Source organism: Bradyrhizobium sp. BRP22 (assembly GCF_020194175.1).
Taxonomy (GTDB): Bacteria; Pseudomonadota; Alphaproteobacteria; order Rhizobiales; family Xanthobacteraceae; genus Bradyrhizobium.
On the sequence record NZ_JADYVX010000019.1, the window covers coordinates 1 to 25,772 of the forward strand.

At 62.3% G+C, this 25,772-nt stretch carries 33 protein-coding genes and 1 pseudogene; 16 read left to right on the forward strand and 18 right to left on the reverse strand.

The features are described 5' to 3' along the window. Positions 1-158 precede the first annotated feature (158 nt). A complete protein-coding gene (locus I6F35_RS22370; RefSeq protein ID WP_225119829.1) occupies positions 159-443 on the forward strand; it encodes a hypothetical protein in 285 nt (94 codons plus the stop codon). 127 nt (positions 444-570) lie between these two features. Here the strand turns inward: I6F35_RS22370 and I6F35_RS22375 are convergent. Beyond that, positions 571-714, reverse strand: a pseudogene (locus I6F35_RS22375) (IS630 family transposase); the annotation flags it as partial. Positions 715-862: 148 nt separating this feature from the next. Between I6F35_RS22375 and I6F35_RS22380 the strand changes: the two are divergent. Beyond that, a complete protein-coding gene (locus I6F35_RS22380) occupies positions 863-1,948 on the forward strand; it encodes an epoxide hydrolase (RefSeq protein ID WP_225119830.1) in 1,086 nt (361 codons plus the stop codon). Between the two features lie 131 nt (positions 1,949-2,079). Here I6F35_RS22380 and I6F35_RS22385 read toward each other — a convergent pair whose 3' ends face one another. Next, the gene (locus tag I6F35_RS22385; protein WP_225119831.1) at positions 2,080-2,751 is read right to left on the reverse strand and encodes a TetR/AcrR family transcriptional regulator; all 672 of its coding nucleotides are present in this window, start codon (positions 2,749-2,751) and stop codon (positions 2,080-2,082) included. 301 nt (positions 2,752-3,052) lie between these two features. Here I6F35_RS22385 and I6F35_RS22390 point away from each other — a divergent pair, with 301 nt between their 5' ends. The 3 genes from I6F35_RS22390 to I6F35_RS22400 all read left to right on the forward strand — a co-directional run bounded on the left by I6F35_RS22390 (position 3,053) and on the right by I6F35_RS22400 (position 6,389). Further along, positions 3,053-4,285 (forward strand): acyl-CoA dehydrogenase family protein, encoded by a 1,233-nt coding sequence (locus I6F35_RS22390; RefSeq protein ID WP_225119832.1) that lies wholly within the window; start codon positions 3,053-3,055, stop codon positions 4,283-4,285. A 48-nt stretch (positions 4,286-4,333) separates the two neighbouring features. Continuing rightward, on the forward strand, positions 4,334-5,392 hold the full coding sequence (locus I6F35_RS22395; RefSeq protein ID WP_225119833.1) for a phosphotransferase family protein: 1,059 nt from the start codon (positions 4,334-4,336) through the stop codon (positions 5,390-5,392). Positions 5,393-5,477: 85 nt separating this feature from the next. After that, positions 5,478-6,389, forward strand: coding sequence for a DMT family transporter (locus I6F35_RS22400; protein ID WP_225119834.1), 912 nt, complete (start codon positions 5,478-5,480; stop codon positions 6,387-6,389). A 196-nt stretch (positions 6,390-6,585) separates the two neighbouring features. Here I6F35_RS22400 and I6F35_RS22405 read toward each other — a convergent pair whose 3' ends face one another. Next, positions 6,586-7,314 carry a protein-L-isoaspartate(D-aspartate) O-methyltransferase gene (locus I6F35_RS22405; protein ID WP_225119835.1) on the reverse strand — a complete coding sequence of 243 codons (729 nt, stop codon included), beginning with the start codon at positions 7,312-7,314 and terminating at the stop codon, positions 6,586-6,588. Between the two features lie 70 nt (positions 7,315-7,384). Beyond that, the gene (locus I6F35_RS22410) at positions 7,385-8,893 is read right to left on the reverse strand and encodes an amidohydrolase family protein (RefSeq protein WP_225119836.1); all 1,509 of its coding nucleotides are present in this window, start codon (positions 8,891-8,893) and stop codon (positions 7,385-7,387) included. 1,425 nt (positions 8,894-10,318) lie between these two features. On the opposite strand from I6F35_RS22410, the gene I6F35_RS22415 reads away from it, so the two are divergent. Beyond that, positions 10,319-11,710: a site-specific integrase gene (locus I6F35_RS22415; protein ID WP_225119837.1), complete on the forward strand. Its 1,392-nt coding sequence runs from the start codon at positions 10,319-10,321 to the stop codon at positions 11,708-11,710. A gap of 54 nt (positions 11,711-11,764) precedes the next feature. Here the strand turns inward: I6F35_RS22415 and I6F35_RS22420 are convergent, their stop codons facing one another. Both I6F35_RS22420 and I6F35_RS22425 read right to left on the reverse strand, forming a co-directional pair. Beyond that, positions 11,765-12,073, reverse strand: coding sequence for a hypothetical protein (locus I6F35_RS22420; RefSeq protein ID WP_225119838.1), 309 nt, complete (start codon positions 12,071-12,073; stop codon positions 11,765-11,767). A gap of 118 nt (positions 12,074-12,191) precedes the next feature. Further along, positions 12,192-13,118 (reverse strand): helix-turn-helix domain-containing protein, encoded by a 927-nt coding sequence (locus tag I6F35_RS22425; protein ID WP_225119839.1) that lies wholly within the window; start codon positions 13,116-13,118, stop codon positions 12,192-12,194. 504 nt (positions 13,119-13,622) lie between these two features. Between I6F35_RS22425 and I6F35_RS22430 the strand changes: the two genes are divergently transcribed. From I6F35_RS22430 to I6F35_RS22470, 9 genes are read left to right on the forward strand one after another with little or no spacing between them, the layout of a single operon-like run. Continuing rightward, the gene (locus I6F35_RS22430; RefSeq protein ID WP_225119840.1) at positions 13,623-14,186 is read left to right on the forward strand and encodes a hypothetical protein; all 564 of its coding nucleotides are present in this window, start codon (positions 13,623-13,625) and stop codon (positions 14,184-14,186) included. Next, on the forward strand, positions 14,134-14,826 hold the full coding sequence (locus tag I6F35_RS22435; RefSeq protein ID WP_225119841.1) for a hypothetical protein: 693 nt from the start codon (positions 14,134-14,136) through the stop codon (positions 14,824-14,826). Before I6F35_RS22430 ends, I6F35_RS22435 begins: the two co-directional genes overlap by 53 nt. Further along, positions 14,819-15,214 (forward strand): helix-turn-helix domain-containing protein, encoded by a 396-nt coding sequence (locus tag I6F35_RS22440; protein ID WP_225119842.1) that lies wholly within the window; start codon positions 14,819-14,821, stop codon positions 15,212-15,214. The genes I6F35_RS22435 and I6F35_RS22440 overlap by 8 nt, the downstream gene beginning before the upstream one ends. A gap of 4 nt (positions 15,215-15,218) precedes the next feature. After that, positions 15,219-15,617 (forward strand): helix-turn-helix transcriptional regulator, encoded by a 399-nt coding sequence (locus tag I6F35_RS22445; protein WP_225119843.1) that lies wholly within the window; start codon positions 15,219-15,221, stop codon positions 15,615-15,617. After that, a complete protein-coding gene (locus tag I6F35_RS22450; RefSeq protein WP_225119844.1) occupies positions 15,614-15,934 on the forward strand; it encodes a hypothetical protein in 321 nt (106 codons plus the stop codon). Before I6F35_RS22445 ends, I6F35_RS22450 begins: the two co-directional genes overlap by 4 nt. After that, positions 15,931-16,209, forward strand: a complete 279-nt coding sequence (locus I6F35_RS22455; protein WP_225119845.1) for a hypothetical protein — start codon at positions 15,931-15,933, stop codon at positions 16,207-16,209. Before I6F35_RS22450 ends, I6F35_RS22455 begins: the two co-directional genes overlap by 4 nt. A gap of 7 nt (positions 16,210-16,216) precedes the next feature. After that, the gene (locus tag I6F35_RS22460) at positions 16,217-16,459 is read left to right on the forward strand and encodes a hypothetical protein (RefSeq protein ID WP_225119846.1); all 243 of its coding nucleotides are present in this window, start codon (positions 16,217-16,219) and stop codon (positions 16,457-16,459) included. Further along, positions 16,459-16,671, forward strand: coding sequence for a hypothetical protein (locus I6F35_RS22465; protein WP_225119847.1), 213 nt, complete (start codon positions 16,459-16,461; stop codon positions 16,669-16,671). The genes I6F35_RS22460 and I6F35_RS22465 overlap by 1 nt, the downstream gene beginning before the upstream one ends. Positions 16,672-16,696: 25 nt before the next feature. After that, positions 16,697-16,936, forward strand: coding sequence for a hypothetical protein (locus I6F35_RS22470; RefSeq protein ID WP_225119848.1), 240 nt, complete (start codon positions 16,697-16,699; stop codon positions 16,934-16,936). 29 nt (positions 16,937-16,965) lie between these two features. On the opposite strand, the gene I6F35_RS22475 is transcribed toward I6F35_RS22470, so the two are convergent. Continuing rightward, the gene (locus I6F35_RS22475) at positions 16,966-17,181 is read right to left on the reverse strand and encodes a hypothetical protein (RefSeq protein ID WP_225119849.1); all 216 of its coding nucleotides are present in this window, start codon (positions 17,179-17,181) and stop codon (positions 16,966-16,968) included. Positions 17,182-17,260: 79 nt separating this feature from the next. Between I6F35_RS22475 and I6F35_RS22480 the strand changes: the two genes are divergently transcribed. Next, complete coding sequence (locus I6F35_RS22480; protein WP_225119850.1) at positions 17,261-17,608, forward strand: hypothetical protein; 348 nt, start codon at positions 17,261-17,263, stop codon at positions 17,606-17,608. Here the strand turns inward: I6F35_RS22480 and I6F35_RS22485 are convergent. From I6F35_RS22485 to I6F35_RS22540, 11 genes are all read right to left on the reverse strand, one after another. Next, entirely contained in the window at positions 17,605-17,802 is a 198-nt protein-coding gene (locus I6F35_RS22485; protein WP_225119851.1) for a hypothetical protein, read from the reverse strand. The genes I6F35_RS22480 and I6F35_RS22485 overlap by 4 nt on opposite strands. Next, positions 17,799-18,581, reverse strand: a complete 783-nt coding sequence (locus I6F35_RS22490) for a glycoside hydrolase family 25 protein (RefSeq protein WP_225119852.1) — start codon at positions 18,579-18,581, stop codon at positions 17,799-17,801. The genes I6F35_RS22485 and I6F35_RS22490 overlap by 4 nt, the downstream gene beginning before the upstream one ends. A gap of 93 nt (positions 18,582-18,674) precedes the next feature. Continuing rightward, the gene (locus I6F35_RS22495; protein ID WP_225119853.1) at positions 18,675-18,908 is read right to left on the reverse strand and encodes a hypothetical protein; all 234 of its coding nucleotides are present in this window, start codon (positions 18,906-18,908) and stop codon (positions 18,675-18,677) included. Then, complete coding sequence (locus tag I6F35_RS40235; protein ID WP_275945484.1) at positions 18,908-20,497, reverse strand: tail fiber domain-containing protein; 1,590 nt, start codon at positions 20,495-20,497, stop codon at positions 18,908-18,910. The genes I6F35_RS22495 and I6F35_RS40235 overlap by 1 nt, the downstream gene beginning before the upstream one ends. After that, on the reverse strand, positions 20,494-20,847 hold the full coding sequence (locus tag I6F35_RS22510; RefSeq protein ID WP_225119854.1) for a hypothetical protein: 354 nt from the start codon (positions 20,845-20,847) through the stop codon (positions 20,494-20,496). The genes I6F35_RS40235 and I6F35_RS22510 overlap by 4 nt, the downstream gene beginning before the upstream one ends. 3 nt (positions 20,848-20,850) lie before the next feature. Then, on the reverse strand, positions 20,851-21,456 hold the full coding sequence (locus I6F35_RS22515; RefSeq protein WP_225119855.1) for a hypothetical protein: 606 nt from the start codon (positions 21,454-21,456) through the stop codon (positions 20,851-20,853). Next, on the reverse strand, positions 21,453-22,496 hold the full coding sequence (locus tag I6F35_RS22520) for a hypothetical protein (protein ID WP_225119856.1): 1,044 nt from the start codon (positions 22,494-22,496) through the stop codon (positions 21,453-21,455). Before I6F35_RS22520 ends, I6F35_RS22515 begins: the two co-directional genes overlap by 4 nt. 65 nt (positions 22,497-22,561) lie before the next feature. After that, the gene (locus I6F35_RS22525; RefSeq protein ID WP_225119857.1) at positions 22,562-23,338 is read right to left on the reverse strand and encodes a putative phage tail protein; all 777 of its coding nucleotides are present in this window, start codon (positions 23,336-23,338) and stop codon (positions 22,562-22,564) included. After that, a complete protein-coding gene (locus tag I6F35_RS22530; RefSeq protein WP_225119858.1) occupies positions 23,335-24,423 on the reverse strand; it encodes a baseplate J/gp47 family protein in 1,089 nt (362 codons plus the stop codon). Before I6F35_RS22530 ends, I6F35_RS22525 begins: the two co-directional genes overlap by 4 nt. A 42-nt stretch (positions 24,424-24,465) precedes the next feature. Next, entirely contained in the window at positions 24,466-24,984 is a 519-nt protein-coding gene (locus tag I6F35_RS22535; protein WP_225119859.1) for a phage GP46 family protein, read from the reverse strand. Positions 24,985-24,987: 3 nt separating this feature from the next. Then, on the reverse strand, positions 24,988-25,770 hold the full coding sequence (locus I6F35_RS22540) for a phage baseplate assembly protein (protein ID WP_225119860.1): 783 nt from the start codon (positions 25,768-25,770) through the stop codon (positions 24,988-24,990). Positions 25,771-25,772: the final 2 nt, after the last annotated feature.

The following is a 25,772-nucleotide window of genomic DNA, read 5'->3' on the forward strand; positions in this document are numbered from 1 at the left end:
GGGTGGGGGTCTCTCCGCGAGTCACGCTGTCTGAACGCGCCCCTCCCGTCGATGGCCGTCAAACGGCATGTTGTGCCACGAAATTGCCAGGAGACAGATTTCGTCGATGGTATCTAATAAGCCGCTTTGTATTTGTAATTGTGAGGGGAGAATGACCGATGAAGCTCGCTCGCTCCGCTTTACCTTTACTTGCGGCGCTTCTTGCAAGTCCAGCCGTTGCGCAATCCTTTCCGCCAGGGTCTGCGGTTTATAACTGGCATTATACTTGTCCCACCAACAATCCGGACGGCACGTGCCGGTTTTCGATTTTGGCGGCGAACTACGCTGGAAATAACGTCGCCGATGTTCAGGCTGTGCTGGCCTATCAAACTGTCGGAGCGCAGCAGATTCCATTCTACCATTCCGGATCACGTTTATGGGCAACAAAAAACCGGGTTTGGTGATGGTCCAGGCCAATGCTGCAGTTTCATTTGCGGCCTACGGCATGGCCCAGGCGACTGGCACGGGTCCCATTGCTTCTGAAACTGCCTCTGTGTTGAACTAGCAAGAGCAGCTAGGAGCTGTTTCCGATCAAGTTGGGTCATAGTCATCGTAGCCTGCGGCGGCGAGATAGTTGCGGCACTCGTCAGAGGTGAAGCGGGTAAAGGCTTGCCGGATGGCGGCGCGCAGATCTGGGTCGGTGCGGGCTTCCGCGGTCCGAAGCAGCGCTTTCAACAGCCGCCTTCTCATTGTAATAAGACGAGTTAACTTTGTGTCACGCGAGACGATGCAGCCGCAAGCATTCGGATGCCGCGGCGGCGACGGCCTTTCGAGCGGCCAACGGGCGTCACGCGGCGAGCGGCGACGGAGCGAGGAGACGGCGATGGCGACGCCCTACAAGATCGAGATTTCCGACGACCGGCTCGCGACCATCGCGCGCAAGGTCGCCGCCTACGACTGGAGCGAGCTTCCCGACGCGGGAGGTTGGCGATCGGGCGTCGGGGTCGCCGACCTCCAGCGGCTCGTCACCTATTGGCAGGATGTCTACGACTGGCGTGCCGTCGAGCGGCGCCTCAATCGGCTTCCGAATTTCATGACGGATATCGACGGCGAGCACCTGCATTTCGTGCATTTGAAGGGCGACGGCTCGAAGCCGCCGCTTCTACTCCTGCACGGCTGGCCAGGCTCGTATCTCGAGTTCGAGCCGCTGCTGGAGCCGCTGGTGGCGGACGGTCACGACGTCGTCGTCCCGTCGCTGCCCGGCTTCGCTTTCTCGAAGCCGATCACCGGCCTCGTCGGGCCGCGGCGGGCCGCGGCGCTGATGAACGGGCTGATGGGCGAGCTCTACGGTGCCGAGCGCTTCATCGTCCAGGGCGGGGATTGGGGTAACGCCATCGCCGCGTGGATGGCGCACGACCGGCCTGACGCGCTGCTCGGCATCCACCTCAACATGGTCAACCTACACGCGGAGGATGCCGCACCGACGAGCGACGCGGAAAAGGCATTCGTCGCCAAACGGGACGAACTCTTGGAGCTGGAGAGCGGCTACAGTCACCAGCAGGGGACGCGCCCGCAAACGCTCGGCGCGGCGATGGCCGACAGCCCCGTCGGCGCGGCCGGCTGGATGCTCGAGAAGATCGGCAAGTGGCCGATCTCCCGGTGGCGCCCGATGGCCGCCCGGACATCTGGAGCAAGTTCTGCGAAGAAGAGCTGCTCACCAACATCATGCTCTACGTCGCGCCGTCCTCGGTCGTCACCGCGACCTGGATCTATCAGGGCAGGCGCCTCGAAAAGTCGAACAAGTTTCCCGCTGGAACGCGCATCAAGGTGCCGACTGGCGTCGCCGCCTTCCCCGACCCCGTATTCATCCCGCCGCCGCGCTCCTTTGCACAGAAGACCTACGACATCGTGCACTGGAGCGACATGCCGTCGGGCGGCCACTTCGCCGCTTGGGAGGAGCCGGACCTGATGCTGAGCGAGCTGCGGGCGTTCGTCGCCCTGGTCCTCGGCAAAAGCTCGTGACGTCGGCAATCTTGGCGACCGCGGAATTGGCAGCTATACCCGCGGCCCTGCCGCGGGCGTGGCGGAACTAGTCTCTCTCTAGCGCGCGTCGCGTGCCAGCACGCGCGGCGGCAGCTTGCTCCGCGCATCGCCCACGGTCAGCGCCATCGCTGCGACCGAGACCACGCGCTCGATGATCCCTTCGACGTCATCGACATCGCATTTGCCCTCCGACAGCTTCGTCAGCCGCTCGCTGTCGCGCACCGTCTGCTGCGCCATGGCGAGTGCGAAATGCAGGCCCCAATAGAGTTCGACATCGCTGTGTCCGGGGAGCGAGCGCCGCATCGCCGCGATGAACTTGCGCAAATGATCGATCTCGCGATTCCGGATGCGGCGGATCGGCGGCACTGACTCAATCGAGACCCGGATCATGAAGCGTGCGGCGGTCGAGCGCTGGTTCTCGGGGCCAAGACAGCCGCGCAAGGTCGGTCCGACAAGGGCGCGCAGCACCGCGTCGATCGAGGCCCGTCCATCGCCTGCTTCCTCGGCCGCCTGCAACAGTCGGAGCCGTTCGCGATTGAGCTGGATGCTGCGGGTGACGAACAGTTCCGCGATCAACTCGTCCTTCGAGCCGAAATGATAGTTCACCGCGGCGAGGTTGACGTTCGCCTCCGCGACAATGTCGCGCAGGGTGACGTCGCCGAAGCCGCGGTCGGCATAGAGCCGCTCGGCGGCGGCGAGGATGGCGGTTCGGGTCTGGTCGCTGGCCATGGCTTCGCTCTCTCCGTCATTCCGGGGCGCGGCACAGCCGCGAACCCGGAATCTCGCGCCGCGCATCTCCAGATTCCGGGTTCAGCCCTCGCGGGCTGCCCCGGAATGACGGGAGACTTCGAGGGAGTTGCATTTCAAACATTTGTATGAAACTATCGTTTGAAGGCTGGAAAATGTCAATCCGCTGATCGGCGCGATCGGCGTTCCGGCACCCCACAATTTGTCGCCTGCGGTCAGGCCTTGCGGCATGCCGGCGGCAGGAAGACAGTGCGGCCCAAGTCTAGGAAACGAGGAGCGTCCCATGGATTTCACGATGTCGGACAAGCAGAAGGAATGGCTGAACCGCGTGCAGTCGTTCATGAACACGCATGTTCGCCCGGCCGTGCCGGTCTACAAGAAGCAGGACGAGGAGGGGCCGCGCTGGAAGGTGATCCCGATCCTCGAGGAACTGAAGAAGAAGGCCAGGGCCGAGGGCCTTTGGAACATGTTCCTGCCGCCGTCCTCGCATGATGACGACGAATTTCACGGCGCGGGCTTGACCAATCTCGAATACGCGCTGCTCTCGGAAGAGATGGGGCACATCACCTGGGCGTCGGAAGTCTTCAATTGCTCGGCGCCCGACACCGGCAACATGGAAGTCCTGTTCCGCTACGGCAACAAGGAGCAGAAGCGGCAATGGCTGCGTCCGTTGATGGACGGCGAGATCCGCTCCGCCTTCCTGATGACGGAGCCCGCGGTGGCTTCGTCGGATGCCACCAACATTGAGACCCGCATCGAGCGCGACGGCGATCACTACGTGATCAACGGCCGCAAATGGTGGTCGTCGGGTGTCGGTGATCCCCGCTGCAAGATCGCGATCTTGATGGGCAAGACCGATCCGACGGCGGCCAGGCATCAGCAGCAGTCGCAGATCCTGGTGCCGCTCGACACTCCCGGCATCAAGGTCGAGAAGATGCTGCCGGTGTTCGGCTTCGACGACGCGCCGCACGGCCATGCGCAGGTGCTGCTCGAGAACGTGCGCGTGCCGGCCTCGAACCTGTTGCTCGGCGAGGGCCGCGGCTTCGAGATCGCGCAGGGCCGCCTTGGGCCGGGCCGCATCCATCACTGCATGCGCACCATCGGCAAGGCCGAGGAGGCGCTGGAGAAGATGGTGAAGCGGCTGATGTCGCGCACCGCCTTCGGCAAGAAGATCATCGAGCATTCGGTGTGGGAGCAGCGCATCGGCGAGGCCCGCACCAATATCGAGATGACGCGCCTGCTCTGCCTCAAGGCCGCCGACATGATGGACAAGGTTGGCAACAAGACCGCGCAGCTCGAAATCGCCATGATCAAGGTCGCGGCGCCGAACATGGCGCTGAAGATCATCGACGACGCGATCCAGGCGTTTGGCGGCGGCGGCGTCTCCGACGACGCGGGCCTTGCGAAGGATTATGCCGGCATCCGCACGCTGCGGCTGGCCGACGGTCCGGACGAGGTGCATAACCGCGCCATTGCCAGACTTGAACTTCGGAAGTATGCAAACACAGCGCATTAACGGGAGTGTCGCGATGGCGCTCCCCAAGAATGGTGAGGGAGCGTCATCGTGGCGGACGGCGTCAGGAAGGACGAGGAATTTTCCGGGACCCGGGAAGTCGAGGAACGGCATCGCATCGACGAGGCACGCCTTGCCCGCTGGATGCAGGAGCATGTCGAAGGCTTTCAGGGGCCGCTGACGGTCCTGCAGTTCAAGGGCGGCCAGTCCAATCCGACCTACAAGCTCGAGACGCCTGGCCGCTCCTATGTGATGCGGCGCAAGCCGTTCGGTAAATTGTTGCCGTCGGCGCACGCGGTCGATCGCGAGTTCCGCGTGATCGCCGCGCTCGGCAAGCAGGGCTTTCCGGTCGCGAAGGCCTACGCGCTCTGCACCGACGATTCCGTGATCGGCGCCACCTTCTACATCATGTCCTTTGAAGAGGGCCGGGTGTTCTGGGACCCGACGCTGCCGAGCCAGACGCCGGAGGATCGGCGCAAGATCTTCACCAGCAAGATCGAGACACTGGCGAAACTCCACGTCTTCAATCCCGAAGCGATCGGGCTCGGCGATTTCGGCAAGCCCGGCAATTATTTCGCGCGCCAGATCGATCGCTGGACCAAGCAGTACCGCGCCTCCGAAACCCAGCACATCGAAGAATTCGAAAAGGTTGCCGAGTGGCTGCCGAAGACCGTGCCGCAGCAGGAGCGCGTTTCGATCGTCCACGGCGACTATCGCCTCGACAACATGATCTTCCATCCGACCGAGCCACGGGTACTCGCGGTGCTGGATTGGGAATTGTCGACACTCGGCGATCCCATGGCCGACTTCACCTATCTGTTGATGCAGTGGACGATGTCGGGGCTCGTCGACGCCGATCTCAAGGCGTTGAACATTCCAAGTCTGGAAGAGGCCGCGCAGATATATTGCAGCGTCACCAACATGGCGGTGCCTGATCTGAACTGGTACTTCGCCTACAACCTGTTCCGCCTCGCGGGCATCACGCAGGGTATCGCGGGGCGGATCCGCGACGGCACCGCCGCGAACGCGAAGGCAATCGAATCCGCCAAGCGTACCGTGCCGCTGTCCAAGGCATCATGGGAATACGCGCAAAAGGCGGGCGCGACGTGACAGAAGATGTTGTGACGCGATCCGTTCGGATCGCGTCACTTTATGGTTGCCGACCCTATCCGTCCAATCCGGCCTGCTAGCTGCCTTGGCCCTTTCCTCAAACGTACGCGGAAGCCTTTTCATGGCGGTGGCCATGGCAGGCTTCACGATGAACGATGCGATCACCAAGGTCGTGACGTCGGAGATGAATTTCGGCCAGGTGATGCTGGTGCGGGGCGTGTTTGCCGTCGCGCTGATCGCGGCGCTGGCATTCCATCAGGGCGCGATGCGGCCGCTGCGGACGCTCCTGGTCAAGCCGGTCGCGCTACGCGTGATCGGCGAAGTCGGCGGAACGGTCGCGTACCTCGCGGCCATCGCGCATTTGCCGTTGGCGAATATCTCCGCGATCCTTCAGGCGCTGCCGCTGCTCGTCACGCTCGGTGCGGCGCTCGCATTCGGTGAGCCCGTCGGCTGGCGGCGCTGGCTCGCGATCATAGCCGGTTTCGTCGGCGTTCTCATCATCGTTCGGCCGGGCGCCGAAGGTTTCAACCAGTTCACGCTGCTCGCGCTGATCTCGGTGATCTTCTGCGCGTTGCGCGATCTCGCGACCAGGCGGATACCGGCGCAGATCCCGTCGCTGTTCGTCACCCTGGTGACGACGGTGACGGTGATGATCACCGGTGCGGTCATCCTCGTCCCGCTGGGCGGCTGGACCCCGCCATCCACCGGCGCGCTCGGCCTGCTGGCAATGGCGGCGGTTCTTGTCCTGATCGGCTACCAGTGCGTCATCATGGCGCTGCGCACTGGCGACATCTCGGCCGTGGCGCCGTTCCGCTACACCGCACTGCTATGGTCGATCCTGCTCGGCTATCTCGTCTTCGGCGACGTGCCCGACGCCATAATGACTGCAGGCGCGTCGATCATCGTGCTCTCAGGGCTCTACGCATTCTACCGCGAACACAAGCGCAAGCGCCCGGTGGCCGCAGGCGCACCCGGCCTGCCGCCGGATGGGCTGTGATCACCGCGGTAGGGCGGATTGTCAGGCCGCGCCTTTCCAGGCGCTTGAGCGGAATCCCTTCAGCCAGCATGGTGCGGAGCGTTGTTCGGCTGCTAGGAGCATTTTCGGTTCTGATTGAATCAGAACCGAAGCTCTAGATTCTTGTTTTGGCGCGTTTTCTTCACGCGAACCGGTGTCCACTTCGCTCGAAAACGCTCTAGTCCTGTGAACGCGTAAAGGGCACAAAGCGCACGAGGCCGACGGTGCGCGTTGTCGTCTGGCCAGGACCGATCTTTTCGACCACCGTGAGCTGCTGAGTGGTGTAGGCGGGTCCGACCGGCATCACCAGCCGGCCCCCCACTTTAAGCTGCTCAATCAGGGGCGGCGGCACCTGTCCCAGCGCGGCGGTTACGACGATTGCGTCAAAAGGACCGCATTCGGGCCAGCCGGCGTATCCGTCGCCGAGCCGAACGTTGACGTTGTCATAGGCGAGGTCCCTGAGTGTTTTGGCGGCGGCCTCGGCCAATTGCGGGATGATCTCGATGGTGCAGACGTTTCGTGCCAGACGCGCCAGGACGGCGGCTTGATAGCCCGAGCCCGTACCGATTTCGAGCACGACATCGTCGGGCGCGACGTTGGCCAGTTGCGTCATCAACGCGACGATCAACGGCTGCGATATGGTCTGGCCGAAGCCGATCGGAACTGGCATGTCCGCGTATGCGATGGAGCAGGAGCGCTCAGGGATGAACCGGTGGCGCTGTGTTTGCGCCATGGCTTCAAGGACCCTCTCCGACGGCTCCTGCTGTCCAAAAACACCGCGGGACCGAGCGTAGCCGCGGATGGTTTCGACCATGGCGGCGCGTTCGCGGATGCATTCTGCGTCCTGCGCATTCGCTTCTCGCAGACCTGCAACCACGGAAATCACCACCAGCAGCAAGGCATTCATGAGCAGCGCGGCCTTCCCAGCCGGTTCGCGATCCGCATCAATCTTTCGAACGCAAGGCACCATTGGTCATTCAGGCGGCCCGAACGTAGCCGTAACGCAGGAGCGAGGGCTCGATGGACGCGGACGCGTATTCGTTCTTGAGCGCCGCGAGCCGATCCTCGGAAAACACCGGCATCCTGGTGTTGTCAGCCGCTTTCATCTTGATCTTGTAGAGCCGGATCGCGTTGCTGGCGAAGATCTGCTGCTTGGTCGGGCTGTCCGCGTCGCCCAGCGGCGCAAAGCCGTACTTCTTTTGCATGTCCTCAGGGATTTCCAGCCGGCGCAGCGCCTCAATCTGCCACTGCGGCGACCCGTACCAGACCGAGTCGGTGCCCCACATGACATGCTCGACCCCCATGCCCTTGATCAGCGTGCCGACCAGGGCGGCGCAGAATTTGGGATGCGCCACCGCAGAGTTGGCGAACGACGTGCCGAGCTCGGCATAGACGTTGGTGACGCCGAACTTCTGCGGGATCTCCGCGAGGTCCGTGGCCCAGCGGATGCGGCCGGTCTGCTCGAACTCGGCCCAGGCCTGGTCGGGCAGCTCAAGGAATGGCCGCAACGCCGAGTGGTAGATCACGAAGTTCATCTCCGGCCAGTCCTTGGCAGCTTTTCCGATATCCCACGCGGTTGCGTATTCCCACACGCCGGCAAAGGACTTCTCGTAGTCGGGCGGCAGCAGACCCTTGTGGATGCAGAGCGTGTTGATGCCGGCCTTCACCGCTTTCTCGTAGAACGGGTACATCACCTGCTCGTCGTCGAGCCGCCATGGGAATTTCGAGGGCGCAAGCGGGTCGCCAATCGTGTAGGACTTCCAGGAATCCGGCTTGTAGACGGCGATCGCCTTGTCGACCTCCTCCATCCAGCCAGGTTGCTTCGGGGTGATCACGCTGTGCGCCAGCAGCCGCCGAGAGCCGGCGAAATCGTTGATCAACTCCCGGGCCTTGACGATCTGCTCGTTGGAGAGCAGCCACCAGCTCGGGTCGTCGAACGGCGCGCCGCTCAACAGCGCCAGGCTGGTATCGCTGTCGTAGTAAATCTCTTTCACATAGTTCTCGAATTTGTATCGGCCTAGCGAGGAGACGCCTTCCTCCTTCATCTTCGGGTTCCAGTGCTCGCTCGCAAACTGGCCAAGCCCCAACAGCTCCTTGTGGTCGAAGTCGTCGCGCACGAAATGGGTCTGGACGTCGAAGATGAACTGCCCGGCGAGGCTTTGCGCCCGGGCCAGCATGACCTCCGGCTCGCGGGCTTCGGCTGGCGCGACCTGGAAGACATTGCCATAGACGTCGTTCATCGCGAGAAAGGCTGCAGCCATGCCGCAGCTCGTGCGCATGAATTGCCGGCGGTTCAGACCCAGGTGCCTGCCGTTCGCCTCGGCCAGCTCATTGATCCTGGCCTCGACCTTCTTCTGGGTATCGCTCTGCGGCGGCGGCAGATACTCGCCGTTGGATACGATCTGGGTCGGAATTGGGGTGGCCGCCGATGCTGACTCGGCCCCGGCGACGAGGCGTTGTTCTCGCTCACTAAGCCAAGTGCTCATCCTATCCTCCGTGGTCGGTGATTGAATGCGCCGGTCGTTGCCCCATCGAGGCTGCACGCCTGCCCCTGCTTGCGGGCGGTGAACAGGACCGGCTCGGCGTAGCCCTCGATCCTGCTCCAAGAAATGCAGTGCGGCGGCGGCACGCATGGAGGCGAGCTATTCAATGCTCAAACATGCCTTACCGCAAGCGACGTAATCCGGCAGACGCACTGTCCCAACGCGATCTTGCTTGTTGCGGGGTGAAGCGCTGGGAGCACGAAGCGGGCCGGAAATCTGATGCGCGTGGAAATTAATTTGTTGAATGATCTCAAGCTGATTTGCGGCGTCCAGGCACCGCGCGAAAAATATTTCGCTTAAGGCGTCGGGCAAATCAGCATTATGACTCCGCGCGTCTCAGCGCGAATGAGGGGCGGGTCGCGATCGTCACGAACGTTGCGGTGAGATGCGGTGGACGTGATGGGTGTGACTGACGAGCATGCGTATCACGGACGGCGAAGTCGTGTGGTTCTGGCGCCCCGACGTTGGCGCTAAGTTTTTTGCGCAAACAAGTTTGCGCGAGAGGCGACGGTGGCAAGAAAGCCCGGTCACCGAGAAGAGCACGAAGTAAGCCTGTAAACCATCGCGCAGGGAAAGCCGGAGTTGCTTCGGTTGACCTGTGGTCCTACCCCCGTGCTTTTTGTTGCACGGGGCCCACGGGTGCGACCGGCACCCGGCTTTCCCTGCGCCCTCACTTCAATGAGAGCGTAAAACGAGGCGCAAGACTCGGGCAATCCATGCCGCGAGAACGCGACCTCACATCCGCTCCACCGTCATGCCCCGCCAACGGGTCGGCGCGTACGCGCCGCCCGATGACAGGCTCCGGCGGGGCATCCAGTACCCGGCGGCCTCTCGGCTCGAGCACCACCGTCTCCGGAATACTGGATCGTCCGGTCAAGCCGGACGATGACAGCGGAGAGGCTGTTTGAATCCGAACCCCATATCGTCATTGCGAGCGGAGCGAAGCAATCCATCTCGCCACCCGCGGAGGAATGGATTGCTTCGCTGCGCTCGCAATGACGATGTAGAGAAAGCGTGCGACAAAACGCTTTTCCGGTGCTGATTGATGCGCCCTCTCCCCTTGTGGGAGAGGGCTACTCCGGCGCCGGCAACGAACTCAGTTGGGTGAGGGGTCTCTCTCCACGCGTACTCTCGCTCGCGGAGACAATCCCTCATCCGGCCTTCGCGCCACCTTCTCCCACAAGGGGAGAACCATGTCCGTTTTTTGTTGTTTGGCCCCGTCCGCCCATGTCCGGCTAAACCGCCAATCTCTTGTAAAAGCACAACTTTTCCATACTTTTCCCTCAGTAGCCGTCCGCCCGAATTCGCGATTGTCAGGGCGGATTCCAGACTCAAATGCAGACTCGTTCAAGAGGGGAATAGCCGAAAATGCCAAACCTGACGCCGCGCAAGCGCAAGGGCATCGACGACGATGCGCTGGCCAAGCTCCCACCGCGAAAGACGCAATATCGCCACGGCATCGGCTCGGGGCTCTATCTCCTGGTCAAGCCCAACGGCACCAAGATTTTCCGTTTCGATTATTCGTTCGGCAGCTACACCGAAGGCAAGCACGTCGGCGAGCCAATCCGTAAAACCATCTCGTTCGGAATCTTCCCCGACATGAAGGTCGGCGAAGCGATGAACAAGCTTTCCGATGCGCGCGACCAGCTCAAGGCAGGCCGCGACCCGCTGGCGGTCAAGGCGCTCGGCGACGACGCGCTCGATGGGACCGGCTTTCCCCCTTTCCGCAAAGCTGCCCATGGCTGGCTGACCACGCTTGAGGGCATGTCCTACAAGACCCAGAATCGCGCCAAGAACATGGTCAAATATCTCTGCGACGGTGTCGAGCTGGCGGACGGCACGAGGGTGCCGGGGTTCGGCCACGTCAACACCGATCAGGTCAAGGGCAGCCACCTGTCGCCGATTCTGGTGGCGTTCGAAAACGAGTACGAGACCCGCCGCCGCCTGCTTCCGGCGGCGCGCGACATCATCGCCTATGCCGCCGCGCGCGGCATGTGGCCGGAGGACTACGCGCCGTTTGATCGCCTGAGCGCATCGAAGGGGTTCGCGGGCCATGTCACCGAGAGCCGCCCCGCGATCATTGATCCCAAGCCGTTCGGCGAGCTGCTGCGCAAAATCGACGACTACCGCTCGGATAAGGCGCGGACGGAGCGGCATGTTCACGAGCAGATCGGCCTCAAACTGCTCGCGCTGACCTTCGTCCGCCCCGGCAACGTCGAAAGCGCCGAATGGTCCGAATTCGATTTCGACGGAAAGCAATGGGTCATCCCGGCTGCGAAGCTGAAAATGTTCAGCCAGCGGCGGAAGGCGAAAAAGGACACTCGCAATCTGGTCGTGCCGCTGTCGCGGCAGGCGGTCGAACTGTTGATGGAATTGCGCAAGCGGACCGGCAACAGCCGCTACCTTTTCCCGGGCGCCAGCAAAGCGGAGCCCGACAAGGAAATCGGAATGCCCTTTGGTCGGCTCAATGATGCGCTGGTCGAGCTTGGCTATCAGGGCATCCATTGCGCGCACGGCTTCCGGTCGAGTGCCTCGACGATGCTCAACGCCGAACGCGTGATGATCAGCGGCCATCTGGTGGCGCGTTGGACCGACCAGAAGGCGTTGATCGAAGTGCAGCTTGATCACGACGACGCTTCGACGCAGGCGATCTATGATCGCGGCGGCCGGATCACCGAGCGAACCGACATGATGCAGTTCTGGGCCGACAAGGTCGACACCATGCGCAAGGGCGCGGTCGTGCTGCCGTTCGCCGCATAAATCCGAAGACGCAACTACACGAAGACGGGGGTCGCCTAGATCATCTCGGCGTCATCACTCGTCTGCCAGAGTTCCGGCAGGGCCAAGATCATAAGGGCGTTTCCCCGGTTTTGCAGTTCGTTGCACCGAGCATGTCTGCTTATCGCTCGGTTGAGCGAGATTCCCGCAGCTCACGCATTCGGTGCCGTTCGTGTTTTTGACGCAAATCTCATAGTTGTCGCCCTTGTTCGAGACGGTGCAATCTGTCCCGCGAGAGATACAGATTCCGAGAGCCGTGCCGGTCTTGGTCGCGAACGCCGGCATCGCCGCAGCGAGTGAAAACACGAACACCGCAGCAATGCGAAGACACATGTTGTTGCGCATAGCCTTCTCCTTGGTTCAAACCGCTTCAGCCGAATTCAAACCGCATTGACCCCGACATACTGACTTCGAACGCCCGCCGGGTCAGTGATGCAGCTCACAACTGAGGAGCGCCGTCTTGTCACGTTTCGCGCCGCACGATGATGTTGCGCCGCCGCAAGGTCTGGTTGGGTTGCTCGCCGAACATCTCGCTGTAGTCCCTCGCGAACCGGCCGACGTCGGCGAAGCCGTGCTCGATCGCGATCCTCGTGACCGTGTCGCCAGGTCCCGCCGTCAGCAGCGCGGTATGCGCAGCGCCGAGCCGCTTGCGGCGAAAGAATTCCCGTGGCGGCACTCCGAGGACCTCGGCAAAGGCGTGCTGCAGCGCGCGCGGCGACACGCCGAATTGGTGCGCGAGGTCGGTGAGGTTCACCCTGGTCGGACCGGCGTCGACCAGAAAACGGTCGACGTCGCGCACCAGCGATACCGCCAATGACAGTCGCGGCTTGCGATGGTGCCAGCCGGCACTGTGGATGACCGGTCCAGTCATCAGCTCCAAAATTCGAAGCCTGTAATATTCAGCGCTCCCGGCTGTCATCGTCTCCCCATGCGCAGCGACCACGTTGAGCAGCATCCGCAAACCGGCGGCGCGGGCGCGACCGGTGGTTGGATCAGTTGACAGCACCGTGACGGGCTGACGCCATATCCAAGCATCTTGCGCGCCAGGGTCTGTGCCAAGAAACGCGAACAGCTCCTCGGGCTCGACGAAGATCGACGCATAAGCGTTGCTGCCGACATACCGCGCATACAGTTCAGTCCCGGGCTGGACGATCACGAGATCGCCGGGCATCGTCTCGATGTTCTGAAACAACGCTGGCGAACCATCGAGCGTCATGCCGAGTACCCAGCGCCGCTCGCTCAAGATCCCGCGTGAGCGCAGGCCACGTGAAAAGGTCCCGGTTGAGGCACCGACGCGGCCCACAGACAGGTGCGTCAATTCGCCCGTCATCTGCCCGCGCTCAAGCTGCAGGATTTCGGTTGGCGCATCCTGCACTGCATCCTGCAGCATCTCGAAATCCGAAAACAGCGTGCGGGGCCTTACGACTATTTTCACCATCCGACGTTGGTAGCGCGCGTGCAGCTGATTCTCGAATCGACTGCGCACGTTTCATCGCTGGCGCAAATTGCACATCATGCTGCGCAAACTACGTATTGTTATGTGAAAAGAAGAAACCGGCTAGAATTCGCTCGCATGACATGCGGTTGATGACCGCAAAATGAGCTGCCTGCAGGTTGTATCAACCATGCGTCGACTAGTCGTATTGCTTACCACTTTCTCCTAGTTCTACAGGGCGAAATGCGTGCGATCACGGCGAGTTGTGACGACAACCGCGAGGCGGAATGCACGCCGAGGTTAGCGGGTTCGACCAAAGTTGTGAGCGTGGTTTCGCCACACTTTCGCATTTAGAAATTCACCAAACCGTGACGCCACAGATGTGGCCGTACACAAGAAACGACGCGTCCAAGGGCCATGATGAAACGTCAGTGCGGCAGCTGCTCGCTTTGTTGCAAATTGCTGCCCGTCCCGCCACTGGGGAAGCCGGCGGGCAAGAGCTGCGGCTACCAAAAATTCCTGAAGGGCTGCACGGTCCGTCAGACCGCGCGCATGCCGCCCGAATGCTCGCTGTGGTCCTGCCGCTGGCTGGTCAACGATGACGCTGGCGACCTGTCGCGTCCCGATCGCTCGCATTACGTCATCGACCTGATGCCGGATTACATCTCGGTGCAGGACAACGCGACCGGCGAGCTGACTAACATCCAGGTGGTTCAGATCTGGGTCAATCCCCATCACCGCGATGCCCACCGCGATCCCGCTTTGCGGCGGTGGCTGCATCGCCGTGCCGATCGAGGGATCGCTGCCTTGATCCGATTCAACATCCGCGAGGCCGTCGCGGTGTTCGCGCCGCCTTTCAGTGCCGATGGCGATTGGCACGAGATGGGCGGCATTTCGGACAGCCGAACCCATACGTTCGGCGACGTCCTGAAAGCGCTCGGAGAAGCGCCAAATATGAAAGGCAAGCGTCATGACCAAGAGAGAGAAACCGCCGGAGGTGGATCACTTCCTCATTCATTGTGAGGCGGAAAGCAACGAGGTCGGCCCGATCATCGCGGCATTGACCCGGATGGGGGTCAAGAACATCGGCTATGAGCTGAAGACCGACGTCCCGACCTTCGCGGGCAATCGCTCGCATGCCGTAAAGGCCGAGGATTTTCTCGTCGCCTGGATCGCGGACCATCCGACCTTCAAGGCGATCGACGCGGTGACACACTTCCGCGAGCACGACCGGACCGATGGCGCCTGTTACACCGCGCTGCGCGTGCTGGTCGCCAAGGGCACACTCAAAAAGCTGTCGTCCGGCAACTACACGCGGGCCGACGTCAAGGCGCTTGCGTCGCCGAAGACACCGGCCAAGTCGACAGCGAAGCCGGTCGAGCACGAGCGCACCGGGCGCGAGGAGATCGAGCGTTTCAGCCGCACCCGCAAGACGGTCACGGTGATGCAGCTGCGCGAGCTGTTTCGCGAACAGGGTCGCAACGATGGTTCGGTCAGCCCGATCATCGACAAGCTGCTCAATGAGAAGGCGCTCAAGCGCGTCGGCCCCGGCGAGTACACCGCCGTGAAGCGAAAGAAGACCATCAAGCGGAGGAAATCGGCGGCATCACCGCCACCGCACCTGAATGGTGGGTCACATGCGGGGGAAACGATCAATGGCTAAGGTAGGACCGGGACACAATTCGGGTACGCTATGGTTGCGGCGCACCTGGCGCGAAATCGACAGAGACCCTGAATGCGACCGCTTCAAAGACCTCCGGCAGAAGGAGCGCATCAAGGACGCTGACCTCGCGGTGCTCGCCGGACTCGCTGGCTCCACCGTCAAGAACATGTTCGGCGGCAAGACCCGGCGGCCGCAACACGCGACGTTCGCCAAGATGGCTTCTGCGCTCGGGTACAAATACGACCTCGTGCGTGACGAGAAGCCGGACTATGCGGCGGAAATTCCCAAGGCGAGAGCGGAGTACCGGGCATACCGCGCCACGCTCGGCAAACGCAAGGCCAAGGCGAAAGCCAAAGCCAGAACGAACGGACACGGCAGGAGCAAGTAAATCCATGGCGCAGCGTACCCCGCTCGGGAAGCCGCGCGGGCCAACCGAAAGTGACGTGATGGTCGGTCGGCGGATACGGCGGCGGCGACTGGAGAAGAACCTCAGCCAGTCCCAGCTCGGAGCCGCGCTTGGCATCAGTTTCCAGCAAATCCAGAAATACGAGAAAGGTATCAACCGCGTCGGTGCGATCCGGCTCCAGCAGATCGCGAACGAGCTAGACATCGAGGTAGCCACGCTCCTTGCCGAGACCGGCAGGGCGTTGCCCTCGGCCGTCGATGAATTCCTCGCGACCAAGGAGGGTCATGACCTGTTCGCTGCCGTGATGCTGATCAGGCAGAACCCGAAGCTGCTGCGTGCCGTGGTCCGCGCAATCGACGCTTTCGCGAGGGAGGCTCTGCAGTGAACGAGTCAGCCGAAAACACGCCTACGCGCGCGGAGGATCAAGCGCAGATCGACCGCGCCGCGCGCATCATCGACCAGTTCGCGTTTCGCGAAAAGCAGCCGTTGATGGACCGGCAGCGGATCGCCCGCAACAAGGCAAGCATCATCCTTGCCGATGCCACGGCCGAACGCGAGGAGCTGCTCAACGAACTTGTCAGCGCGCACCGGCAAATGGACATGCTGCTCACGGGAAAACTGGAAGTCACTTCCCCCGAACTGTGGTGCGGCGTCAAGCGCCGCATCGAGCTGCTCGCGCGCTATGGCAGGTTGCTGCCATGACGGTCCTGCATTCGCCACCCAACGAGCTGCTGCGCATCTACAAGGTCTATCTGTTCGTCTCGGTCGACGAGCATGGCGAAGGAGTCTGCGCCGCACCGGTTCTTGGTCCCGGCACCGTCGTGCCGCTGATCGCGGCCGATCAGGCCAGGCTCCGGGCGCTGCTCCCGTGGGCAGGCCACATCGCCGAGATGAGCGGTAAGCCGATCAAGCTGCTGACATTCACCAGCCGCGCCGAGCTGATGACAATCACCCCGGATGGACCGGCTGCGCAGTGAGGACGCCATGGGCAAGAAGAAGATCACCCCGACACCTGAGCAGGCAGCGGCGATCGAGCGCTGGAACGCCATCGCGCTGCAGGTGTACCGTAGCATGATCTACGGAGACGACGACACGATGCTGCTGCTGGCGAAAGAAGCCGGCGAGGCCGCTTTGCCGCTGGTCACCGACGACAAGGCGCGCCACCAAATCGAGGCCTGCCTCAAGGCGATCGAGGGCTTCATGCGCGAGCGTGAGGCGGGCCGATGATGCAGGGTGGAAGCTGCCCGGACTGCCGTGGCTTCATCTTCCGCGATGGGCCGCGCGGCGGGATATCACAGAACATCGAATGCGTCGGCTGCGGCAGCCGCTTCAACGTCGTGCGCTACTTCGACCACATCGTGCGGGTCGAGCGCCTGCCGCGCGAACGCGAGGGCGGCGGAAAATGGCGCGAGGACATGTTCCCGCGCGTGCTTCAATAACAACTTAGACAGGAGGGAACGGGGAATGGCGGAGCGTACCACCCGAGAGCTTGGCGAGCTTATCATCCTTTGCCAACTGCTCCAGATTTCGGCGGCGAAGACGCGGGGCATCCTCTCGCGGGCGCAGATCGCCGACCGGCCGATGGACCGGACACGGCTTGAGAAGGTCCTCGTCGGCCTAGACCTTGCCGAGGACAATGTCCGCAGCATCATCCGGACAACAAAAAAAGCCCCGCCCGAAGGCGGGGCAACAGGCTTGTCATGACGGTCTGGCTCGGGCTCGCGGTTATCCCTTCATCTCGCCAGACGCGGCGCTCCGGCATCAATGATACCGGCGAAGTTAAGCAGCAGGACGATCACGATGAGGACGCCGATCACCACAATGACAACATTGGCCACGCGGCGGAACGGTTCATCCATCGGGACGGCATTCACGAGGTAATGCAGCAGCCACATAATGACGCCGACGACGACAAGGTAGATCACGAGATAGATCAGGCTAGCGAGCATGACTAATTCTCCTCAAACAGATACGACGCTGACGCTAGCGAACGCTGCCCGGCTCCTACGCAATCGCGGACCCAGGCATTTGCGAGACCTGATCACCAAGATCACCGCCACGCTTGACTTTCCGGCCGAGCGCGCCAACCGGCTCAAACGCTTCATCGAGATCGCCGTGGCCTATGAGGCCGGTCACCCGGTCAACACCATCGAGCAGCGCCACGGCTGCACCCGCTCGACGATCCTGAGATACGCGCGCATTGCGGGCCTGCCGAAGCGCCCGAGGCATTTCGACGTCAAAACCCGCCGTCGCGTGATCCGCCTCTACAGGGCCAAGCTCCCGGTCGCCGTCATCGCCAAGCGATGCATGGTCTCCACGGCCTATGTCTCGAAAACAGCGACCGAGGAAGGGATCAAGCGCAAGCCGCAAGGCTAGGACGTTTTGTCCCCGAACACTTCTTCGACCAGCGCCAGCATCATCGCTGCGGTATCCTTGACGTGGACGAGGCCAAGGCGGGCGCGGTCAACGCAGCCGTGCTCGCCGCCGTTTGCGACCTTGAACAGGTTGGCCGCAGCCTCGCGCGCACCCATCAGGATGCCATCGACAACTTCTTGCCTGATGTCGGTCATCGCAGGATGTCCGGTCCGCGCCGCACTTGCCGGCGCAGGCGGAAGCGGCGCCTTGGCAGCTCGCCGTTCACCGTCACCTTGACGGCCACGTTCTCAGGCGCGGTGATCGCCACATTGACCTCGGCCTCGTCAGGCTCCGGCCTGGGCGGCGGTTTCGGCTGCCCCGCCGGATTGATCCACGCGAGGAATTCGGCCTCGCTGCCGTTGAAGCGGTCGAGGTCGACATAGCTGTCAGCGATGCCGGGAATTTCCCCGGTCTCCGAATACTGCCAGAGCGCCCATTCCTCATAGGTGCCGCTCGGCCAGCTGATGTCGTCCTCGCTGCTGGTGTAGTGCGCCAGCCACAGATCGGTGTACTCGGCCAGGAAGTCGTCGCATCCATTGCCGAGCTGCTCCTTCAGCAGATGGCCCGAATAGATCGTGACCTTGAGATCACGGTCGTAATCGAGCAGCGCCTGGACGGCGTCGCGCAAGGTGTCGAGCGAGCAGCCAGCCTCCTCATAGTCGATGACCACGCGCTCGCCCGGCACCGGGTCGACGACCGACAGATAGAATTCGGCCTGCGCGCGGCCTTCGCCGGGTTTGAGCCAGAAGTAGGTTGCGATCGAGAGCCCGGCGGCTAGCGCGTTCGCGCAGTTCTCTGCGCGCGCCGAATCGATGAAGGTGGTGCCCTCGGTGGCCTTGTGGATCACGCCGAGCACACCGGCCCGCTTGGCCTCGTCGAAGTCCAGATAACCCTGATGGTGTGAGATGTCGATGCAGACCGGGATGTCGCTCATGTCATCACCTGCGTTGGCGCTGGAAATGGCTATTGAATCCTTCCGGAGGTGCCGCCGGTTGTCGGCGGTGGCGGGCGGCGCGGTTTTTGCCTCTCAGTTCTCCTTTGATGTTGGCGACGGTACGATGCAGCGCTTGGCGAGATCGGCGAGCAATGCATCTTTGCGCAGCGTCGCTTCGCCCAGCGCGTGCATGAAGTTGTGCGCGACGTAACCGCCGCCGAGCAGAAACAGCACGTTGACGATAACCAGCGCGAGCGCCAGTGGCTGGGACTTCAGGGCTTCGACCGTGCCGCTGGCGACCTTGCCGCCTTCCTCAAGCGCCCCCATTAGGCTGCCAACCTTCCGCCGCCTTTGAGCGCGTCCACTTCAGCTTTCAATTCTTTGATGGCGTTGATCAGTGCGAAGATCAGCGGCGCGGTGTCAAGTTCGCGCAAATCGGTCACCGGTTGCCCATCGATGTAGGCGGCGCGCTGCTTCACCATCTCAGGCAGCACGGTCTCGACTTCCTGCGCGATCAATCCAGCGAACTTTGTCCCGGCAACAGCCGGTTGGTAATGCGGGCTGTTGCGGTAGGGGGGCAGCGACGGCTCTTCGGGAAATTCCTCGAACACCGCCACGCTCGGGTCGCGCTCGGTGTCGTTGCCCTTGAAGGTGAAATACACCGGATTCAATTGGATGACCGCATCGAGCCCGCGATCGTAGGTCCCGAACACGTTCTTGATGCGCGAGTCGGAGCTATCGGTCCAAGGTCCACCACCCGGTTTGTAGGCTGGACCGAGATTGATGTAACCGTTGTCGCTTGGCCGCCAATAGCATATCGATTGTACTGCGCCACCAGCAGCGCTAAAGACGCTACCATATAGGCTGTTGTCAGACCCCATCACGAAACCGCAAGCTCGCGACGGGTTCTGACTGATCAAAGCACCGCCAATGGCAGCGGAGGTGCTTGCCCATACGTTTCCACTAAATCGGTTGTTCGATAGCTCGAAGCTCGCTGCGATAGTAGTAGTTACCGCCGCACCGGCAGCGGCTGAAGCAGTGCTGCGATTGAGCGAGATAGTGCCGCCAGCGGGATCAAATGACATCGTGAACATATAACCGGCGTTCATGGTCCGCCACTGCGGAGCACCGGTTAAGTCGACGTAGCCATTGATATCGAACGATGTGCCATTGACGCGAGCCGCTGCCCAAACGCTCGTATTATTCGGCACAGTCGGCACTGCGACATTCCCCACCCAAATTTGATTCGAAAAACGAGCATTGCCGCTGGACCGATAAACGGTGAACGGCGCACCAAGCAGCGTGCCAGCATCATCGAAGCGTTCGATGCTGAACTCGCTGCCAGCATTGCCGCCGGTTTCAGTTTGACTGCCACCCGGGTTGACAGTCCACCGTGTCTTCCCAGCCTTCTTGCCGACAATCTGATTGGAGCTGTGCTCAAGAACAAGTTGGCCGCCGTTGATGGCTAGCGTGCCTGTCATGGTATCGCCAGCGGCAGCGACGGCCCTCGACCACGCTGACGATTTCCGACCATACATCGCGCCGTCGGTCGGTGCCTCGGGGACAGGACCCGGAGGACCTTGCGGGCCGACTTCGCCTTGCGGTCCCTGAATGCCCTGCGGTCCCTGTGCGCCGGTATCGCCCTTCGGGCCTTGCGACCCCACATTGCCTTGAGGCCCCGCAACACCCGGCGCGCCTTGCGGCCCCTGATCCCCGGTCTCACCCTTCGGTCCCTGCGGTCCTGGCGGCCCCGGCTGACCGGGCGGGCCTTGCTCGGCGACCTGGATCACATCCACATCGCTGTCATTCATGATCTCGATGTCGGGCAGCGGCTCGGTCAGCACCGTGACGGTGGCGTCGTCGTTCACAACCACCACGGAAAGCGACGGCTCGGAAATGATATCCATGTCGGTCATCGCGATGGCCCCGCTTGATTGGTCAATGTGCCGCGCCACACCGAGGTCTGCTGCGTGCCAGCCGCATCCGTCATGATTAGCGAATGATCGTACTCATCGACCGGCAGCCGCTCCAATTGCTCTTGGGTGATTAGCACTGTGAAGTTGCCAGCAGCGGGATCTACGATCGCGATTCCTCCCTCGTCGCCATTCGACAGATGCAGCCACACGGTGACGTCGGCGGCGTTCTTGCGCAGCATCATGCGCAGGCGCGCGCCGGTCAGATCGATCGGGACAAGATCGATCGTCTTGTAGACGAACCTCCGATAGAAATCGGCATCATTGACCGTTTTGATGTTGACGATGGCCATGGCTCACGTCTTCCAGCCGATATCCACTTTCCGACTTCGCTCGAGCGTCACGCCAAAGATGGCATCGATCTGGCCTGTGTCGGTGATGCTGCCATCGTCGACGCCGCTGACTGCCTGGTCGTACATGTCATAAGTCGAGGCAATGAAGGTCGCCAGCTGGTTATACAGACTGTCGATCGCGGTCGCGTCCAGCGTAACCGTGCTGCGGTCGGGGTTGACCCACTTGACGGTGAACTCCTTGTTCGTGGCGGCCACCGAATGATAGCGGTCGAGCAACGTTTGGGTCGCGGGATCAGTGCGGATTTCCGTCAAGCCCGCGATGCCGTTGACCTGCATGCTGCCGACTTCCTTCTGCGCGCGCACTTCGAACGCATACGCCTTCAGATCGACCCAGATCAGGAACGGCACGAGCACGCGCTGCAGTTCGGCGAGCGTCTGTTCGCCATCGTCGTCGCGCGGCCACGGCGTCGCAACGTGGCTCTCAAGCCAGGCCAGATAGTCGGGATCATCCGGCTGGATCATCGTCGAGGTCTTGCTGGAGAACAACCTTCCGTCGTCAGCCAGCCAATACCAATCGTATGGATCATATTCAGCGGTGACTGCGATCATACGTATTGTCCTCCGCTTGAAGTGGTGCCGGCAACAGTGCCGGGCAGATAGTTGCCGCCAGCGCCACCGGTCACGATGATGGAATTCATCGAGGCATCGTATTTCTTGCCGGTGACGTTGGCGAAACCCGTGATCGAATTATAAAAGAACCATCCCTGCGAAGTCGTACCGAATAGAGCCCAAGCAATCATCGAGCACGGCACGGCGATGGTGAGGTTCGGCTTATTCAGGCTGTGATGGATGACGCGTCCGCCGCTCGCGCCTTCCGCATGGCAGCGCGGAGCATTGCCGCTAATCCTGATCGGTCCCATGACACCGAGCAGGCTGCCGTTATACGCGTACATGTGGTTATCGAAACAGAAGCCAAAATCAACCGACCATAGCGTGACCGTAGATGGTCCCCATGTTTCAATGCCGTCACCAACAATCCCCGGTCCATTACTGGCGGACTGCAATTTGAATCCATTGAAGTGATAGTCACCCACACCAACGACCGCGATGGCTGGACCCTGCGGAGATGCGACAGTGCAATTGGAGGGGGTCGCGGGGTCGCCCTCCCATATGACGCTGCCAGAACCACCGATCGAGCCGCACACGAGCGGAGCATAGGTCGCTGGCGCAACATTGACCGTGACGTTAAAGCCATTCAGATTGAACCGAACAAGGGTGTTCTGCGCCTTCTGCAAAGTCTTAAATGCTTTGGTCGACGACGAGCCATCGTTGGCGTCATCGCCGGTTACCCCATTAACCCAATACTCGCGCGGCGCTTGCAGCATGCGCGAGTTCATGATGCCGAAGATGGCCTTGAGCAGCTGCGTCAGGTCGGCATTCGTGGGCGCCTGGCACAGCTGAGCGGCATAGTCGCGGTAACCGTGATCGTAAGCCCACTGGATCACGGCGATGATTTCGCGCTGGTCGTACTCGATGGACTCGGCGGGCGGGATCGATCCTGCGCGGGCAATCGATGGGTCGCCGTTGACGAAGGGAACGCTATAAAGAACGTCCTCTTCCGGCATGCCGTAGGGCTGATTGTATTTCATCGCGCGTGCTCGCAACAAAAAACCCGGCGTTAGGCCGGCTTAGGGTGAGACGTCATTCGGCTGTCCTACGGCGTGCCCGCCATCGGATCGCTGGGCGTCAGGCCGGAATAGTCGAAGATGATTTCGGTGTGCCCGGGCTTCCAGCGCGCGAGGATGCATTCGAGGTCCTCGGCGCGGCCGATGCGCAGATGCGGATCGACGCCGCACTGGCCCGACGTGCAGCGAAACCACTGCAGGCTGATGGTGTGAACGTGCACCGTCCAATAGAAACGGTTCTCAGGCGGGCCGAGGCCGTAGTTCGGCCATTCCGACAATTCGCCTTGCGCAATGCGTTCGCCGTTCGGGTTGTAGACCGGCAGATGGCCGCGCACGAACGTGTCCGAGAACATCGGGTTCGTGCCGTCACCGTACACCCGATTGTCGCCGCAGCGATCGAGCCCGACCATGAAGGTCCGGAATTCGCTGATGGTGATCGAGTAGCCGAGCTTGGTCGCGAAATCGATGTAGAACTGCCGCGACTGGGAGCCCAGCATCGTCATGCGCGCCACCAGCGCGATCTGGCGCGCGGCAATGGTCTGGGGCGAGGTGTAGCAAGGGTCCGGCAGGCCCCAGTTGCGTTCCCAGTCCGGCAGCAATTCCAGCGTCTGGCGCGGATCGCTCTCGCGCTCCAGCAGATCGGCGGCGCGGCCGTCCACATAACCCCAGTAGTTGCAGAGCCCGTCGCAGGCCTGCCACAGCACGCTGTCGGGCGCGTGCTTCGGCCACGCCTGGCCCTGCGGCAACATGGTCAGGAACGCGTCGCGATACTCGTCGCCGGAGCGGCGAACGTGCCGGTCGCTCACGCGTCGCTCTCCTGATAGTCGATGGTGCTGAGCACGGCCATGTGACCCGGCGACGGCATCACGTAGTCATCGTCGGTGACCAGCTTGAACGACACCACGCTCGGCGCGCTCATGATCGCGTAGTTGACCCAGGCGGCGAAGATCCTTTGTCCCGGTGCGGCCTCGACCAGCAGCATGTCGCGCAGGCTCTGTTCGATCTCGGCGCGCACTTCCTCAGTGTCGGGCACCAGATCGGCAATCATGATGTCCAAGAACTGCTTGATGGGCGCGACGACGTAGCAATCCTTGACCGCGACCGGCCGTTTCTGGTCGAGGTAGTCGGCGACCGCGATGATGTCTTCCTCCTGCGGCCAGCCATCGTCGTCGGCGCGCAGGTCATCCATCAGGAAGCGCACGGTCACGGTGCCGAGGCCCATCTCGTTTGGCGAGGCCCATGCCCGCGTGACCCCGGGGACGGCGAGCGCCCATGCCTCGTAGTCGTAGGCGGCACCGCCCATCGGCGGCTGCTGGATGCGGCGCAGGATTCGGGCGCGCAGCTGCTCGTCGGTCTCGGTGTCGGTGCCGCCGGTCAACGCCACCACGGTGGCGATCTGATTGACGCCCGGGATCGGCGTCACCATCGACAGCGAGCTGCCGGGCGGAAGGTTGCCGAATGACCCGGGGTCGAGCGCGCGGATGTCGCCTTCGACCGACCCCGAGCTGGAGGTCGTGATGTCGGCGAGCGCCTCGAACGCGACCACGTTGTTCCGCGACTCGGACTCCGGCGGCATGTTGACGCCGCTCTGCAGCTGGGTGCCAGCCGGAATCACGCTGCCGTTGATGGTGGCGGTAAAGCTCGCCTTGCCGTGGGCCAGCGTCGCCATCTTGCGTCCGGTCGAGCCGTCGGCATTGACAAGCCAGATCTGGCCATGGCGATCGAGCCATTCGGTCTCAGCGGTGTCGGGCAACAGCTGCAGCGCCAGCCAGTCGATGTATTGCAGCGTCAGGTGACAGAGCGCCCCCTGGTTGTCGGACAGCACGCGCAACACACTGTTCGGCACGTTGGCGTCGGCCCCCGGCAGGGACGCGCGAATGCTGTCCCGCACGAGGCCTCTAACCTCACGCAGGGTTGGCGTTGACCACGGCATCTATTCCACCATTGCGTCCCAGAGCACGGCGTAGCGCAGCTCGATCTCGCGAGCGGGGCCGCGATAGATCCGCACCAGCGCGTCGATGCGCTGCTCGGAGACGCGGGTGGCCCAGACGTCAAACCCCGTGCAGATTTTGCGGTCGACGAACGGCTGAATGGCCTGGCGGATGTAGTTCTCGACCATCACCATGGTTGAGCCGCGCCGCGACCCAGCGGAGTCGATCTTGCTTCGCCGTAGCAGCCAAAGCTTCGAGCCGATCGGCCAGCCGTTCCAGAGCAGTTCGGCATCGAGGTCGCCCCACCATCCGCAGCGGTCGGTGGAATCCGGGTCCGGCAAAATATCGTCGGTCGAGGCGAGCGCGTTGGTGCCGAGCGCAACAATGACGGCGGTCGCCAGCGCCTGGGTGTCATCGAGCGTGCCATCCGGCAACAGCGCCCAGTCAACCGTGACGGAGTATTTCGGAAACTGGTTGTTCTGTACGAGCCGGATGTCGGGGACGTTGACGCGGCCCGGCATCGATCACCCGATCCGGCCGAGACTGTTCGAGCAGGGGCCGTCCAGCGTCACCAGCATGCTGAAACTGTTCTTGCCTGCCTCGCCGCCGACGTAGACCTTCTTGTCGGAATTGACGTGCACATAGGTCTTGCCGTCATCGAGCATCGAATGAACCTGGTCGCCGGACATGCGGGTCTTGTCCTTGGTGACGTCGATGAAGCGATGGCTGTCCTTGCCCTTCTTGTAGAGCGCCTCCTGTCCGCGCTTCTGCTGCTGCTGGCCGCTTCCGCCGGAGCCGCCGGAGCCCGCCCGCGTCTGCGCACGACCGCCAGAGCCGCCGCCTTTCTGCACGCTGTCATTGCTCTCCGAGTCCTCGGGCACGAGCTGCATCCGCACGGTCTTGTTCTGCGGCGCGGACCAGTAGCCGCCGTCCTCGGTCATGTGGAATTGCTGCTTGTCGCCGCGCCCGCGAAACATCGCGGTGTCGCCCTTCGCCAGCTTGAACATGCGGTGCCGCCGGTCGTCCATCGGCCCCGCAGCCGGGAATGACCGATTGCCGCCGATGAAGGACATGAAGCATTCGGCGCTGGCGAGCACCTTACCGTTCTCGTCCTTCTCGGCATCGAATACCACGCTGGTGAAGCCGTAGTTCTGCGCCGCCTCGATCTCCTGGCGCGTCTCGTTGGCCATGAAGTTTCCGCCCATCTCCTGCATCAGCTTGGTGTCGTCCACCTTGTCGACCACGCTGCGCGCGCCGCCCGAGCTGTAGGCGCGGAACGACGAATTGAGCGGGGTTGCGCGGTGCATAT

Coding starts and splice junctions, on each gene's coding strand:
- I6F35_RS22535 (WP_225119859.1), bottom strand. CDS start 24,984: ATGCCGGGCCGCGTCAACGTCCCCGACATCCGGCTCGTACAGAACAAC.
- I6F35_RS22485 (WP_225119851.1), bottom strand. CDS start 17,802: ATGACCGACATCAGGCAAGAAGTTGTCGATGGCATCCTGATGGGTGCG.
- I6F35_RS22370 (WP_225119829.1), top strand. CDS start 159: ATGAAGCTCGCTCGCTCCGCTTTACCTTTACTTGCGGCGCTTCTTGCA.
- I6F35_RS22490 (WP_225119852.1), bottom strand. CDS start 18,581: ATGAGCGACATCCCGGTCTGCATCGACATCTCACACCATCAGGGTTAT.
- I6F35_RS22385 (WP_225119831.1), bottom strand. CDS start 2,751: ATGGCCAGCGACCAGACCCGAACCGCCATCCTCGCCGCCGCCGAGCGG.
- I6F35_RS22440 (WP_225119842.1), top strand. CDS start 14,819: ATGGCTAAGGTAGGACCGGGACACAATTCGGGTACGCTATGGTTGCGG.
- I6F35_RS22415 (WP_225119837.1), top strand. CDS start 10,319: ATGCCAAACCTGACGCCGCGCAAGCGCAAGGGCATCGACGACGATGCG.
- I6F35_RS22520 (WP_225119856.1), bottom strand. CDS start 22,496: ATGAAATACAATCAGCCCTACGGCATGCCGGAAGAGGACGTTCTTTAT.
- I6F35_RS22460 (WP_225119846.1), top strand. CDS start 16,217: ATGGGCAAGAAGAAGATCACCCCGACACCTGAGCAGGCAGCGGCGATC.
- I6F35_RS22435 (WP_225119841.1), top strand. CDS start 14,134: ATGACCAAGAGAGAGAAACCGCCGGAGGTGGATCACTTCCTCATTCAT.
- I6F35_RS22475 (WP_225119849.1), bottom strand. CDS start 17,181: ATGCTCGCTAGCCTGATCTATCTCGTGATCTACCTTGTCGTCGTCGGC.
- I6F35_RS22405 (WP_225119835.1), bottom strand. CDS start 7,314: ATGAATGCCTTGCTGCTGGTGGTGATTTCCGTGGTTGCAGGTCTGCGA.
- I6F35_RS22510 (WP_225119854.1), bottom strand. CDS start 20,847: ATGGCCATCGTCAACATCAAAACGGTCAATGATGCCGATTTCTATCGG.
- I6F35_RS22540 (WP_225119860.1), bottom strand. CDS start 25,770: ATGCACCGCGCAACCCCGCTCAATTCGTCGTTCCGCGCCTACAGCTCG.
- I6F35_RS40235 (WP_275945484.1), bottom strand. CDS start 20,497: ATGACCGACATGGATATCATTTCCGAGCCGTCGCTTTCCGTGGTGGTT.
- I6F35_RS22455 (WP_225119845.1), top strand. CDS start 15,931: ATGACGGTCCTGCATTCGCCACCCAACGAGCTGCTGCGCATCTACAAG.
- I6F35_RS22420 (WP_225119838.1), bottom strand. CDS start 12,073: ATGCGCAACAACATGTGTCTTCGCATTGCTGCGGTGTTCGTGTTTTCA.
- I6F35_RS22465 (WP_225119847.1), top strand. CDS start 16,459: ATGCAGGGTGGAAGCTGCCCGGACTGCCGTGGCTTCATCTTCCGCGAT.
- I6F35_RS22445 (WP_225119843.1), top strand. CDS start 15,219: ATGGCGCAGCGTACCCCGCTCGGGAAGCCGCGCGGGCCAACCGAAAGT.
- I6F35_RS22390 (WP_225119832.1), top strand. CDS start 3,053: ATGGATTTCACGATGTCGGACAAGCAGAAGGAATGGCTGAACCGCGTG.
- I6F35_RS22470 (WP_225119848.1), top strand. CDS start 16,697: ATGGCGGAGCGTACCACCCGAGAGCTTGGCGAGCTTATCATCCTTTGC.
- I6F35_RS22425 (WP_225119839.1), bottom strand. CDS start 13,118: ATGCTGCAGGATGCAGTGCAGGATGCGCCAACCGAAATCCTGCAGCTT.
- I6F35_RS22515 (WP_225119855.1), bottom strand. CDS start 21,456: ATGATCGCAGTCACCGCTGAATATGATCCATACGATTGGTATTGGCTG.
- I6F35_RS22495 (WP_225119853.1), bottom strand. CDS start 18,908: ATGGGGGCGCTTGAGGAAGGCGGCAAGGTCGCCAGCGGCACGGTCGAA.
- I6F35_RS22410 (WP_225119836.1), bottom strand. CDS start 8,893: ATGAGCACTTGGCTTAGTGAGCGAGAACAACGCCTCGTCGCCGGGGCC.
- I6F35_RS22380 (WP_225119830.1), top strand. CDS start 863: ATGGCGACGCCCTACAAGATCGAGATTTCCGACGACCGGCTCGCGACC.